Raw genomic sequence first — 14,144 nt, forward strand, 5'->3', positions numbered from 1 at the left:
GTAAATAATGCCTTTTTCGTTACCTTTGTCATACTACTATACTATTTTAGACCATGATAACGATCACACTTTCAGGGGGAGGAGAGCCTAGCAATGAGCGTGCTATTGCGTTCGCAAAGGCGCTTGCAGCAAGTAAGAAGCAAATGGAGGAAGACTCCAAGGCATTTGCTAAAACAGAAAAGTACCAGGAATATCTACGAAAATTGGACGAACTCAATGCAAAAGCAAATACCACGGACGTATGAGTATCTTTTTGCAGGAGGGCAAGAGAATTCATTTTTCTTTAAGACGGACAATAAAATTGTGCATGAAGTAAAATTTAAAGACACATCCTACTTATTTACCAACTACTCCAACATATCATTTGAGGCTTTTGAGTTAGGTATTATTGTTTCTGAAAATTTTACTGAACAAAAACCTCCTTTAGATTCACGTATTCCTGTCACAATTGCAGCTATATTCTACGATTTCATTGGTAGAAATAATGAACAAGTGGTCATCTACATTTGCGACTCATCCGACGACAAACAAGCCATTCGTCATCGAAAATTTACGCAATGGTTTGAGTCATTTAAGGGGAATGATTTTGTTAAAATCAATGCCCCTATTACAGACAACAGGACTGTAGTTTATTACACTTCTCTGATTATACACCGCTATAACCCTAAGCGACAGGAAATTACAGAAGCCTTCATCAATCTAACTGACGACCAACAGAAATAAGACTCCTACAATGAAACGCCTTTTCCTTCTACTTTTTTCGACATTCTGCACGCTAAGTTTGACATTTGCGCAGCAAATTACCCCTCCTTTTCTCCAACACCCCAATCAACGCTGGATAGACTCCGTTTTTAACAGTTTGTCGCCCGATGAACGCATTGCGCAACTCATCATGGTAGCGGCACACGGGTATCCTACCAATCCCAAACGGGTGATTATTGATACCACTTTCTCCAACCCGCGCGTGGTGGCGCAGTACATTCGCGACTATAAAGTGGGTGGGGTGATTTTCTTTCAGGGCGGCCCGGTACAACAGGCACAACTGACCAATTATTACCAATCCATTTCCAAAGTACCGTTGCTGGTAGCGATGGACTCAGAATGGGGCTTGGCCATGCGATTGGACAGTGCGGTGCGGTTCCCGTACCAAATGACGATGGGGGCGATTCAGGGAAACGACGATTTGATTTATCGAATGGGTCGTGCGCTTGCCGCTCAGAAGAAGAGATTGGGCGTCCATATCAATTTTGCGCCTTCGGTCGACGTCAATAACAACGCCAATAACCCCGTCATTAACTTCCGTTCCTTTGGCGAAAACCCTCAAAAAGTGTTTGAGAAATCGTACGCGTACATGAAAGGGATGCAGGACGGTGGTATTTTGAGCTCGCTTAAACATTTTCCTGGTCACGGCGATACGGGAGTGGATTCGCATTTTGAATTGCCCGTCATTCCTCACAAACGCGCTCGCTTGGATTCCGTAGAGTTGTATCCTTTTCGTAAACTGATTGAAAAAGGTGCCGATGGTATCATGATGGCGCATTTGGCAATCCCTATATTAGATACCGCCAAAAATGTACCTTCTACGCTTTCCAAGCCCATTGTAACGGGGTTGTTAAGAGACCAACTGCATTTCAACGGCCTCATTTATTCGGATGCCATGAACATGAATGGCTTAGTCAAGTATTTTCCCAACGGAACCGGCGATGCCAAAGGATTGGAAGCTGGGATGGACATACTGGAGTTTAGTCCCAACGTACCCGCTGCCATTGCCGAAATCAAAAAATCCATTGCTGAAGGCCGCATCAGTCAGGCCGAAATCGACGCGCGGGTCAAGAAAGTGCTGGCGGCGAAGGCGTGGGTGGGGTTGGACAAATTTAAACCCATTGAAACTAAGAATCTGATTGCCGATATCAACGATAAAGAATCCGAGCTCCTCAATCGCCTGCTCACCGAAAATGCGCTGACGGTGCTTAAAAATGAAGGCTATATTTTGCCCATCAAGCATTTGGAAAAAGTAACCATCGCGTCTATTTCCCTCACCGACGCCCCTGCCGCGACTACAGCAACCAAAGAGGGGGTTGTAGCTCTTGGTATGCGCAATGAAACGACCAATACGAGTAATCTGACGGTGTTTCAGAAAACCCTTTCATTGTATACCAATGTGGATCACTTTGTGGTTCACCCCAAAACGCCGGACAGTGTTCAGAATGTGATTCGTGCCGCGTTGAAAAGCTACGATGTGGTATTGGTAGGGGCACATTTGAATAACATTCGCCCGGGTACGAACTACGGAATTACGCCTACCACGGCGGCTTGGGTGAAAGAGCTGGCCAACAACGGCAATGCCGTTATTACAGTATTTGGAAATGCATACTCACTCAATAAACTGGAAGATGTATCTAAAGCTAAAGCGTTGGTGATGGCGTACCAATTGACGCCTTTTACGGAAGAATTATCTGCGCAGTTGTTGTTCGGAGCCATTCCTGCCAAAGGGAAATTGCCAGTGACGGTCAATACGCAATTCGGCTACGGAGCCGGTTTGGATATTCCTGCCATCGGGCGTTTGAAATACACCATTCCGGAAGAAGTGGGACTGGACAGCAAATGGCTTTCCTTTAAAATTGATTCTATTGCCAACAATGCCATTGCCCAAAAAGCAACGCCGAGCATCGTAGTACAATTGGCCAAAGACGGAAAAGTGTTCTACCGCAAAGCCTATGGTACCCATGTGTTTGCGACTCCGTTGACGATGGTAAATGTGCCACCGCGCCCGGCGCAACTGACCGACCTCTATGATTTTGCTTCCGTGACCAAAATTGCCGGCTCCACCATGGCGTTGGCGCGTTTGCACAGTGAAGGAAAATTCAACTTAGACGGAACCATGAAGGACTACCTGCCCGATTTTAAAAACTCCAATAAAGCCGATTTGGTATGGCGGCAGGTGCTGACCCACCAAGCCGGCCTTCGTGCGTTTATTCCGTTTTGGCAGAATGCCAAAAATGCCGATGGAACTTGGAAAAAAGGCACATTTGTGTGGGGAAAAGAAGCGCACGGACCTTATACGGTTCAGATAACCGATAGTTTATGGTTGCACAAAAAATACCACAAAAAGATATTCAAGGCAATTAAAGACTCGCCGCTTAACGCGCGCTCCGCTGTTGCTGAAAAGAACTACGTGTATTCGGATTTGTCTTTTATGCTGTATCCGCAGGTAGTAAAAAACATCACTGGTGTGCCGTTTGAAGACTACCTGAAAACCAATGTGTACCGCAAGATAGGGGCCAATTCCCTTACTTTCAATCCGCTTCGTTTCAATGATTTAAGTACCATAGTTCCTACGGAGCGCGATACTTTCTACCGTCAGGCACTTGCGCACGGGCGCGTACACGACGAAGGGGCCGGTATGCTCGGCGGCCTAAGCGGTCATGCGGGATTATTTGGAAATGCCAACGACCTGATGAAAGTGACGCAGTTGTACCTCCAAAAAGGTAGCTTCGGCGGCGAATCGTTCATTTCTGAGAATACAATGAATGAATTTACAAGTTATCAATTTCCCGAATCACGTCGCGGTATTGGCTTTGATAAACCTTGCCGGGGGAGAGATTGCGGTAATGCTCCCAAAAGTGCCACGGCGATGAGCTACGGTCATACCGGCTATACGGGCATTATGATTTGGAACGACCCTGCCTATAATTTCAACTATGTCTTTTTGTCCAATCGAGTATATCCCACGCGCGACAACAACAAAATCTCCACCCTCAACGTCCGCACGGCCATCATGCAGGTGGTGTATGAGGGGTTGGGAGTGAAGTAGAATGCTTGGTTTTGACCTCTTTTTACGGTGCGGCATTCCGCAAAGTGGTCAAGGCTCAAATCAAAGAAGTTTTTAAAATCAAAGCAAATTTATTGGTGCGTACTGAAATAGACATCTTAGAAAACGAAATAATTGAGCAATATCCTGATGTGCTCGACATATTACTGCGTGACCACACTACACAAAAAAATATATTCTGGGCTACCGACAATTATGAACACCTCGGTGAAGCATACTGTTTTAGTTCTCCTATTTTGCCTGCTTTAATCACTGGTGATAATGGCAATATCATTATGCCCCGAGTCCATAAAGACAAAATTTTACAACAAATCAGGTCCAAGGAAATGGCAGAGGTCTTTACACCTTCGTGGATATGCAATGCTCAAAATAATTTAATTGATAATGCGTGGTTTGGAAGAGAAAATGCCTTCAATGCTGAAATTGTAACTACTGAGGGTTTTAGAACGTGGGAAGTAAACAAAGAAATAATAACCTATCCCGAAGGTAAAACCTGGAAAGAATATGTTCGTGACACTCGCTTAGAAATAGCTTGTGGAGAGGCTCCCTATATCACCAGTCGTTATGATACTACCACAGGGGCGTTTATCCCCACTGAAAATCGTATCGGAATATTAGACCGAAAATTGAGAGTCATTAATGAAAATGTACACACAACCGGAGAATGGTTGAAAGCCGCTCAAACTGCCTACAAAAATACGTATGCGTTTGAATGGCAAGGAGATAGTTTGTTGCTTGCACGTGAGGCTATGCTCATCACCTTTATCGAAAACTATACGTTCAAATTTGGAAAAGAACCTTTACTGAAATCTATTCAATATATCGCCTACATTATATCGTGGAATATTTGGCAGATGGACGGTTTGAAGGGGGTTGTTCCCAATACCTGTGGCGATAAAATTGAAACAAGTGTCGAACTTTTTGGGGAAATACAAACAAAAATCGTTTGTGAAGGCTGCAAAACAGATAATATCAATAAGCACAATGGCATTTATTGCCTCATAAAAGATTGGTCTAACAAAGATTTAAAAACAGGGAAAACCGGGCGGAAAATCAAATTTATTGATGTTTTAAAAAAGTCGAGAAAATGAAATTTACATCCTCACTCAAGTTAAAGTTGATCTATGTGTTTCGTATCAATGATGAGGCACACAGGGGATGCTTGAAAATAGGCGAAACAACTTCTGACAATGACAATATTTGGGGATTAGAACCCAATAGTTCGGCTCTCAATAAAGCCGCCAAAAAGCGTATAGACCAATATACCCAAACTGCCGGTATTGCGTATGATTTACTTTATACAGAAGTGGCTGTTTATGCCCAAAAAGGCACCATCAAAGCCTTTTCTGATGCAGAAGTGCATCAAGTCCTGATTCGTTCAGGGATAAAAAGAAAAACCTTTGACACAAAAAATAACGCCAATGAATGGTTTATTACTGACCTTGAAACTGTAAAAAAAGCGATAGCTGCGGTAAAGCAGGGCAAAGAGTCGCTTCATGCTGGCGAGGTTACAGACACTCAGAATCCGGTACTGTTTAGACCTGAACAGAAAGAGGCGATTGAAAAAACCATTAAGCAATTCAAAAAAGGGAATGAAATGCTTTGGTTCGCCAAAATGCGCTTCGGAAAAACGCTTTCTGCCCTTCAGGTGGTTAAAGAACATAAATTTGCCAGAACACTCATTTTAACGCACCGCCCCGTAGTCGATAAGGGTTGGTTTGAAGACTTTGGGAAAATATTCTATGATTCGCCTCAATACTCCTATGGTTCTAAAAACCAAGGAAATTCGTTTTCAACGTTAGAAAAAGGCTGCCAAACGAAAGAATCAAAGTACATCTACTTTGCCTCTATGCAAGACCTGCGAGGTTCAGAATTGGTAGGTGGTAATTTTAATAAAAATGATCAATTATTCGGTACGCTCTGGGATTGTATCATCGTAGATGAAGCCCATGAAGGCACTCAAACCGACCTTGGTAAAAATGTGCTTGATGTACTGAAAAAAGCGAATACCAAAATCCTGCACCTCTCCGGTACCCCTTTTAATCTTCTCGACAATTACAAAGAAGAAGAAATCTATACTTGGGATTATGTCATGGAGCAAAAAGCCAAGGCAGAATGGGACAAAATTCACTTTGGTGACCCCAACCCGTATGCGTCGCTTCCAAAACTCAACATTTACACGTACGACCTCGGCAAACTGTTGCATGAATACATTGACGAAGAAGTAGCATTTAACTTTCGTGAATTTTTTAGAGTGACCGACACCGGAAGTTTCCTTCACCAAAAGGATGTGCTTTCTTTCTTAAATCTCATTTGTAAAAAAGACCCGGCAAGCAACTATCCGTATTCTACCGATGAATACCGGGATAATTTCCGGCACTCCCTCTGGATGGTGCCCGGGGTCAAAGAAGCTAAAGCCTTGAGCAAAATGCTCAACAATCATGCTGTTTTCGGCCAATTTAAAATTGTGAATGTGGCCGGCGATGGCGATGAAGAAGAAACCAACGAAGAAGCACTCCATAAAGTAGAAAAAGCAATTGGTGATAAACCTCACGAAACCTACACCATTACGCTCTCTTGCGGGCGTTTAACCACTGGCGTTTCGGTCAAAGCTTGGACGGCGGTTTTCATGCTTTCGGGTTCGCACAATACCTCGGCGTCCGGGTACATGCAAACCATTTTTCGAGTGCAAACGCCCGCTACCATTAACGGCAAAGTCAAGGAAGAATGCTTTGTGTTTGACTTTGCCCCGGACCGCACCCTCAAAGTGATTGCCGAAACAGCCAAAGTATCAGCCAAAGCAGGGAAGACCTCCGGTGAAGACCGAACGATAATGGGGGAGTTCCTGAACTTCTGCCCCATTATCGATATTCATGGCTCTCAAATGAGAAGTTATGATGTCAATGGCATGTTGGAACAGCTCAAAAAAGTATATGTGGAGCGAGTAGTGCGTAATGGTTTTGAGGATACTTATCTGTACAACAACGACCAATTGATGAAATTGCAATCTATTGACTTAGAAGAGTTTGATGGATTGAAAAAAATAATCGGCAGCACCAAGGCTATGCCTAAAAGCGGTGATATTGATGTAAACAATCAGGGTTTTACGAACGAAGAATATGAGGAACTGGAAAAAGCCCAAAAAAAGAATAAAAAGGAACTGACAGACGAACAAAAACGACTCATTGAAGAAAAAAATAAAAAGAAAGAAATCAGAGACAGCGCCGTTTCCATCCTCAGAGGTATTTCTATTCGTATGCCTTTGCTTATCTATGGCGCAGAAGTAACCAACGAAGAAACGGAAATCTCGATAGACAACTTTGCCGATTTGGTTGACAACCATTCTTGGGAAGAATTTATGCCCAAGGGCGTGACCAAACAAACCTTCCGAAAGTTTAAGAAATACTATGAGCCGGATGTGTTTCGTGCTGCCGGCAAACGCATCCGGGCGTTGGCCCGTGCCGCCGACCACCTTAGTGTGGAAGAGCGTATTGAGCGAATCACTTCTATCTTTGGCACCTTTAGAAACCCCGATAAAGAGACCGTATTGACCCCGTGGCGGGTCGTAAATATGCACTTGGGCGACTGCCTCGGGGGCTATGTGTTTTTAGATGAAAATCGCGAAAAGACAATTGCCCATCCCAATTACGTTTCTCATGGGGAGGTAACCGAAAGTGTGTTTTCTCCTAAGGCTCTCATTCTTGAAATAAACTCAAAATCAGGTCTTTATCCGCTTTATATCACGTACAGTATTTTTCGTAATCGCCTCAAAGATCGGTACCCCGACCAAGATGCCAACACACTGACCATCACCCAACAACAGGCACTTTGGGATAAAACGGTAGCCGAAAACGTTTTTGTGATCTGCAAAACGCCTATGGCGAAAACCATCACCAAACGAACGTTGGTAGGATTCAGAAAAGCAAATGTAAACACCCACCATTTTGAAGATTTGGTAAACCAAATCACGCACAAAGCCGATAACTTTATCAAAAAAGTTAAAAAAGGGCAAACGTATTGGAAAGCAAACACCAATGATACTATGAAATTTGACGCAATCGTAGGCAATCCGCCTTATCAAGTAACCACTGAAGGGACGAGTGACAATCCTATATATCATTTATTCATGGACATCGCTTTCAAAACTTCTGATAAAGTAACATTTATAACACCAGCTCGGTTTTTATTTAATGCGGGGAAAACACCAAAGGAATGGAACTCAAAAATTCTTAAAGACCCACATTTTAAAGTAATTTGGTATGAGAGTGATAGTACAAAAGTGTTTCCAAATGTGGATATTAAGGGAGGCGTAGCTGTTACTTTCAGAGATAAACAGCAAGCATTCAATAAAATTGGAACGTTTACACCATATCCTCTATTGAGCATTATTTTGAGTAAAGTAATATCTTCATCAAATTTTTATTCAATTGATAGTATAATACATTCTCAAAATAAATTCAAGTTAAATGTATTGTATAACGATTTCCCAAATTATAAAAGCATTATAGGAAGTAATGGAACGGAAAAACGATTAACAACTTTAATTTTTGAACAACTCGAAGTTTTTAAGGAAAATGCCACCGGCGATAATGAAATTCAAGTTCTTGGTCTGATAAAAAACAATAGAATTTACCGATACATCCACACAAAATATATTGAAGAGCATATATGCTTGTATAAATATAAGGTTTTTTTACCATTTAGTAATGGCTCTGGGATTTTTGGAGAAACCTTATCATCACCTGTTATTGGCAAACCATCTATTGGCTTCACACAATCATTCATTTGCATTGGGAATTTTGAATCTTTAAATGAGGCAGAGGCTTGTGATAAATATATAAAATCCAAATTTACCAGAGCCATGTTAGGTACGTTAAAAGTGACACAGCATAATAGTAAAGATGTCTGGAAGTTCGTCCCATTACAAGACTTTACAAACAAGTCAGATATAGATTGGAGCAAGTCTATTTCGGAGATAGACAGGCAGTTGTATAGTAAATATGACTTGACCACAGAAGAGATTGGTTTTATAGAAAGCATGATAAAGCCAATGGCAGAAAAAACACAGGAGTAAGAAGGCTGTAGGGCTTGCCACACCCTGTAAAAACAACTAATCTAACTTTGTGCAGATGGATGACAAAAGACTCTATATTATTGCGGGATGCAACGGGGCAGGGAAAACGACGGCATCTTTTACAATTTTACCTGAAGTTTTGGACTGTAAAGAATTTGTCAATGCCGACGAAATCGCAAAAGGGCTATCCCTTTTTCAGCCTGAAAAAGTTTCGTTTGAAGCAGGACGAATCATGTTGCACCGAATAAACGAGTTGCTTGCTGAAAATGAGAATTTTGCATTTGAAACGACGTTGTCCACCCGAAGTTACAAGAACAAAATAATCGAAGCAAAGGAAAAAGGGTATCGAGTTACGTCATTATTTTTTTGGCTTCAAAATAGTGAATTGGCCAAAGAACGGGTCAAAATCAGAGGGAGGGCACAATATCGAACCCGAAGTTATTGAAAGGCGATATGTCAAAGGGATTAGAAATCTGTTCGATATTTATCTTCCAATTGTAGATGGCGCTTTAATTTTTGACAACTCTAAGGGGAGGCATGAACTCTTGGCCGAAAAACAAACCGGCAGCTTATTGATCGTTATAAATGAAGAGAAGTTTAACCTTTTAAGGAATTATTATGAACACAAATGAAATTCAAACTGAAGAGAAACGTAAAATTTTGAAAGGATTGGAGAAGGCTTACGAAAAACTTTTGGAATTTAAGAGGTTAAAAAACAGTGAATTAGTTGTTTTACGTGATAACAAAATCGTAAAAATCAAACCCCAACCATAGACCCGCAGCTATACCGCAAATATGGCCTCTCCGAAGCCAAGGTGGTGTTTATGGAAAGTATAATAAAACCCATGGCCGAGAACGAAAAAACGGAGTGATAAAATGGAATACATGCGACAATCTTACTACCTCTTGCTCACAGGGCTATTGACCTTTAGCATGGCTTGCCAAAAGTCTGCCAACGAAGCCACTACTTTTGCCCCCAAATTTAAACTCATTCCTGCCGATACGGTGCATTTCAACAACTTTGTGGACTGCAATATGGCCGAGGCGTGGGTGGGCGATACCTTTCGAATTTTTCCCGGCAAGTACGGCGAAGACCCCGTTTGGGGATACTCGCACGAGTTGAAATTTGCCGATGGTCGCCACGCTGAAGAAGCATTTCACCGTAAAGCCAATGAATTTACCGAACCCAAAATGCCGCCAAACGCTCCTATTGGCCAGAAGGGACTGCACGGAGCTGCTTGGTTTGAGACCGTCTATCAAGACCCTAAAGACGTCTCGGGCAAAACCCTCTACGCCGTTTATCACAACGAAAACTACCCCGCGACCCTCCCCTACGACTCCAAAACAGGCGAAGGCTACATTGACCATAAATGGCCCGAAGGACTCACAGGTCCCAAATCACCCGCCGCCGTATGTCGCATCGGCATTATGAAGTCAACTGACGGTGGACGTAGCTGGGATAACAAAGGGCTATTTATCGAAGACCTCCAACCCCGCATGATTCTCAAACCGCACAACACCTCCAAAACCTTTGCGGGAGGCGTCGGCGACCCGTCGGCGGTAGCAGTCGGCGAGTACTTGTATTTGTTTTATGGTGAATATGGCTTTCCGGGTATATACGACGAAGCCGCCTACAAACGAGAGGACGAATACAAAGGTCAGTGTATCAGTGTGGCTCGCATCGCACTCAGAGATTTAGACAATCCCGTTGGAAAAGCGCTGCGCTGGAATGGGAAAGAATTCAGTGCGGCTTATAACGGTTTTGGTGCGTCCATTGCCTCCTTGCAGATTCCTTCCGGCGAAGGCGGCGGCCCGGCCTCTTCTCCCACGGGCGGTTTTCACTGGGGGCCTTCGGTCAGTTGGAACACCTATCTCAACTGTTGGGTAATGCTCATGGGAAAAGTAACGGGCAGCTCATGGAAAGGCAGTAGCGTGTATATTTCGTTCAATAAAAACAAAGACTTAGGCGAAGGCAACAATTCCCAAGCATGGACAAAGCCGCAACTATTACTTGACAAACCCGGCTTCATTATGTGGTATCCATCTCTCCAACCCATGAACACCCCTGAAGACATCGCTCAAAAACACACTTGTATGCGCTTAGGCCAAAAAGCCCGCCTCTACATTAAGTACATTAAACCAGAAAAAAGCGATTATATGTCGGAGTATATCATTGAGTTTGAGAAATAGAGATAAATTTTGTCAGGCTGAAGCGCCTGATTGTTTGTTGATTAAATAGTTTATGTTCCTTACCCCTACTTTACCCCATGAGCACGAAAAAGAAAGTACTCTTTGCCCTTTTAGCTATCCCCCTCATCGGCATAGGCTACGCCGCCAATTACGCTTATCGCTACGCGCTGATTGGGGCGGGATACAATGCCAAAACCGTTTGTTCATGCGTGTTTGTGTCAGGGCGGAGTTTGGAATCAGTCGTGGCGGAGGATTTATACGGGATTCCGTATGGTACCAAAACCATTGATACGGTTGCAAAAACAGCCACGGCGACTCTTTTTGGGATTGCCTCCAAAACGGCGCTTTATCGCCCCAAGTTAGGTTGTACGATTTTGAATGAAATGACTGCCGAAGAACTTCGCCAACAACCCAGCATCACGGCAAGTAGTACACCAACGGAGGTCTTGACGGATTCTGTATTACCACCATCTCAACAAGACGCCATCAAAAAAACGTTGGATTGGGCATTTGCTGAGCCTGATCCCAAACATCCCGTTCGTACGCGGGCGGTAGTGGTTTTGCACAAAGGGAAAATAGTGGCTGAACGCTACGCCAACGGCATTACCCCAACGACGGCATTGACGGGCTGGTCCATGACCAAAAGCGTGACCAATGCCATGATGGGTATGTTAGTAAAAGATGGAAAATTGGACGTAAACAAACCCGCCCCTGTCATGGAGTGGGCGAATGACAACCGAAAGATAATTACGCTGGATAACTTGTTAAGAATGAGCAGCGGCCTGAAGTTTGATGAGGTGTACAGCGGAGTCAGTGACGCTACCAAGATGCTGTTCAGCGTGGCCGGTGCTGGAAAATATGCTATTCAAAGCCCCGTGGAAGTGCCGCCTGCTACGAAATGGTATTATTCGAGTGGCACGAGCAATATTTTACAGGAAATCATTCGTCGGCAGAGTAAAACTCATGCGGAGTATTTGAATTTCCCGCATCAACGACTGTTTCAAAAGTTAGGAATGAACACTGCCCACTTAGAACCCGACCCATCAGGTACGTTTGTAGGTTCTTCGTTTTTGTATGCTTCGGCCCGCGATTGGGCTAAGTTTGGACAATTGTACGCGCAGGATGGTATTTGGAAAGGCGAACGCCTGTTGCCCGAAGGTTGGGTCGCGTATTCGTCCCGCGAAACGCCTCATTCAGAAGGCAAGTACGCAGCCCAATTTTGGATTTATGTACGAAAAGATGGCTTACCTGCCGACAGCTTTACTATGAATGGTTTTGAAGGGCAATTTGTGTTGATTATTCCTTCTAAACAATTGGTAGCTGTACGTTTGGGATGCAGCCCCGAAGAAAAATACTTTGACGAAGTGAAGTTCTTTAAAGAAATTGCAGCGGCCTTTTAATGATACGTAGAGCCGCACTATTTTGCGTCTCTACGTATCATTAGCCGCAAAATAGTGCGGCTCTACTGTTTGAATTTTAGCGTCAGCTTTGTCATGCGCGGAGGGTCATAGAGCGTGCTGCGGGTTTCCATCTCAAAATGGTCTTCATACACGTTTCGTGGGTAAATGTTCCAACCGCCTGTTTTGGCAACCGTATCACGCAGAGCAATCACGTTTTGTTTTGTATAAAGTTCCCATTGAAATTTTTTGGTGTCAGCAGCATCCTTAAAATGCCCTTCAAAAACACCATTTGGCAAGAAACGCACCCAATCCATGTAGGCTTCAAATTCTATCCCGCTGATGTGGGGAATATGTTTCCCGTTTTTAAACACGGGGGCTTCATCCATCAGGATTTCCTGAATCTGCCATTTGGGTACGGCCGTCAGGCGCTTTTGGGCTTCCTGTACGTCGCTTGCTGGGCGATTGCAGGCCGTCAGTCCGGCAATAATCACTAAAAAAGATAAAATAAAGCGTTTATTCATGGTTTTTTGTCAATTTTGAAATCTTATTCAATACTATGATGTATCAGACAGTTTACAAAATTCTGCCTGAAAATAACTGTAAATTGCAGCCTCAAATCCTGATGACTATCGGGAGTAAATCTCAAAAACAGCTATGAACCGCATCGACCGCCTCACCGCTATTTTGATTCAGTTACAATCCAAACGGGTCGTTAAAGCGCAGGAAGTAGCCGACCGTTTTGGTATCAGTTTGCGAACGGTTTATCGCGACATACGCGCGTTGGAAGAAGCAGGCGTACCCATTGGGGCCGAAGCCGGTATCAGCTATTTTTTGGAAGATTATCATTTGCCTCCCGTCATGTTTTCCAACGAAGAAGCAAGTGCGCTGCTTTTTGGGGCAAAACTCATTGGTAAAATGGCGGACGAATCTTTGCGTGAAGGGTTCGAGTCGGCCTTTTATAAGATTAAATCAGTGCTGAAACGCGCTGAAAAAGAGCACTTAGAAGACCTCGAAACCCGCGTAGCCGTGCTTGCTCGCCGACGAAATGAGCCATTTTCTTTAAACGTGCTGAATGAAATCCAACAGGCCATTGTCCGCCAGCAGGTGTTATGCATTGATTACGTCGCCAATTTTCAAAGCCAAAGTTCGCAACGCGAAATTGAGCCCATCGGTTTGGTTCATTACAGTTCTCATTGGCATTTGATTGCTTTTTGCCGTTTGCGTGGGGATTATCGCGATTTTCGAACCGACCGCATTCAGAGCCTGACCAATACCGAGCAGTTTTTCCCGAAACAGAATTTACTCATGCTGCAAGCCTACCTCGACCGACTGCGGGTGCAGGAACATTTGGAAGAAGTTACGCTTTGGGTGCACAAAGGCGCGGCGTTGTTTATGCAGGAACAGCGCTATATTTGGGGGTTTATTTCGGAAGAGTCTCACGACAAATACATCAAAATGAAATTCATGACGCAGTACTTTGAAGGAATGGGTCGTTGGCTGATGACGTTTGGCAAACACGTTAGTATAGAAAGCCCCCAAAAGATAAAAGAAATGATGCAAACTTTAGCCCTCGAAATTCAGGAACATTATCTGCAACCCTACTGACATACCGTTGTCACTTGCCCCCTGTACCTTTGTTTCAGTTAAA

At 43.7% G+C, this 14,144-nt stretch carries 10 protein-coding genes; 9 read left to right on the forward strand and 1 reads right to left on the reverse strand.

Going from position 1 to position 14,144, the window contains the following annotated elements:
- Nucleotides 1-53: 53 nt before the first annotated feature.
- From Q0081_RS24835 to Q0081_RS24870, 8 genes are all read left to right on the forward strand, one after another.
- Nucleotides 54-245, forward strand: a complete 192-nt coding sequence (locus tag Q0081_RS24835; RefSeq protein ID WP_298360112.1) for a hypothetical protein — start codon at nucleotides 54-56, stop codon at nucleotides 243-245.
- Nucleotides 217-723 (forward strand): DUF6169 family protein, encoded by a 507-nt coding sequence (locus Q0081_RS24840; protein ID WP_298360114.1) that lies wholly within the window; start codon nucleotides 217-219, stop codon nucleotides 721-723. The genes Q0081_RS24835 and Q0081_RS24840 overlap by 29 nt, the downstream gene beginning before the upstream one ends.
- A gap of 10 nt (nucleotides 724-733) precedes the next feature.
- Nucleotides 734-3,814, forward strand: coding sequence for a glycoside hydrolase family 3 N-terminal domain-containing protein (locus tag Q0081_RS24845; protein WP_298360116.1), 3,081 nt, complete (start codon nucleotides 734-736; stop codon nucleotides 3,812-3,814).
- A gap of 11 nt (nucleotides 3,815-3,825) precedes the next feature.
- A complete protein-coding gene (locus Q0081_RS24850; protein WP_298360118.1) occupies nucleotides 3,826-4,923 on the forward strand; it encodes a hypothetical protein in 1,098 nt (365 codons plus the stop codon).
- Nucleotides 4,920-8,906, forward strand: a complete 3,987-nt coding sequence (locus tag Q0081_RS24855) for an Eco57I restriction-modification methylase domain-containing protein (RefSeq protein ID WP_298360119.1) — start codon at nucleotides 4,920-4,922, stop codon at nucleotides 8,904-8,906. The genes Q0081_RS24850 and Q0081_RS24855 overlap by 4 nt, the downstream gene beginning before the upstream one ends.
- A gap of 55 nt (nucleotides 8,907-8,961) precedes the next feature.
- On the forward strand, nucleotides 8,962-9,351 hold the full coding sequence (locus Q0081_RS24860; RefSeq protein WP_298360121.1) for a zeta toxin family protein: 390 nt from the start codon (nucleotides 8,962-8,964) through the stop codon (nucleotides 9,349-9,351).
- Nucleotides 9,352-9,782: 431 nt separating this feature from the next.
- On the forward strand, nucleotides 9,783-11,096 hold the full coding sequence (locus tag Q0081_RS24865) for a hypothetical protein (protein WP_298360123.1): 1,314 nt from the start codon (nucleotides 9,783-9,785) through the stop codon (nucleotides 11,094-11,096).
- 77 nt (nucleotides 11,097-11,173) lie between these two features.
- The gene (locus Q0081_RS24870) at nucleotides 11,174-12,496 is read left to right on the forward strand and encodes a serine hydrolase (protein ID WP_298360125.1); all 1,323 of its coding nucleotides are present in this window, start codon (nucleotides 11,174-11,176) and stop codon (nucleotides 12,494-12,496) included.
- A gap of 62 nt (nucleotides 12,497-12,558) precedes the next feature.
- Here the strand turns inward: Q0081_RS24870 and Q0081_RS24875 are convergent, their stop codons facing one another.
- Nucleotides 12,559-13,017, reverse strand: coding sequence for a hypothetical protein (locus Q0081_RS24875; protein ID WP_298360127.1), 459 nt, complete (start codon nucleotides 13,015-13,017; stop codon nucleotides 12,559-12,561).
- A 133-nt stretch (nucleotides 13,018-13,150) separates the two neighbouring features.
- Here Q0081_RS24875 and Q0081_RS24880 point away from each other — a divergent pair, with 133 nt between their 5' ends.
- Nucleotides 13,151-14,101, forward strand: coding sequence for a YafY family protein (locus Q0081_RS24880; RefSeq protein ID WP_298360129.1), 951 nt, complete (start codon nucleotides 13,151-13,153; stop codon nucleotides 14,099-14,101).
- Nucleotides 14,102-14,144: the final 43 nt, after the last annotated feature.

It is taken from the genome of Runella sp. (genome assembly GCF_027484545.1).
In the GTDB taxonomy this organism is placed as follows: domain Bacteria; phylum Bacteroidota; class Bacteroidia; order Cytophagales; family Spirosomataceae; genus Runella.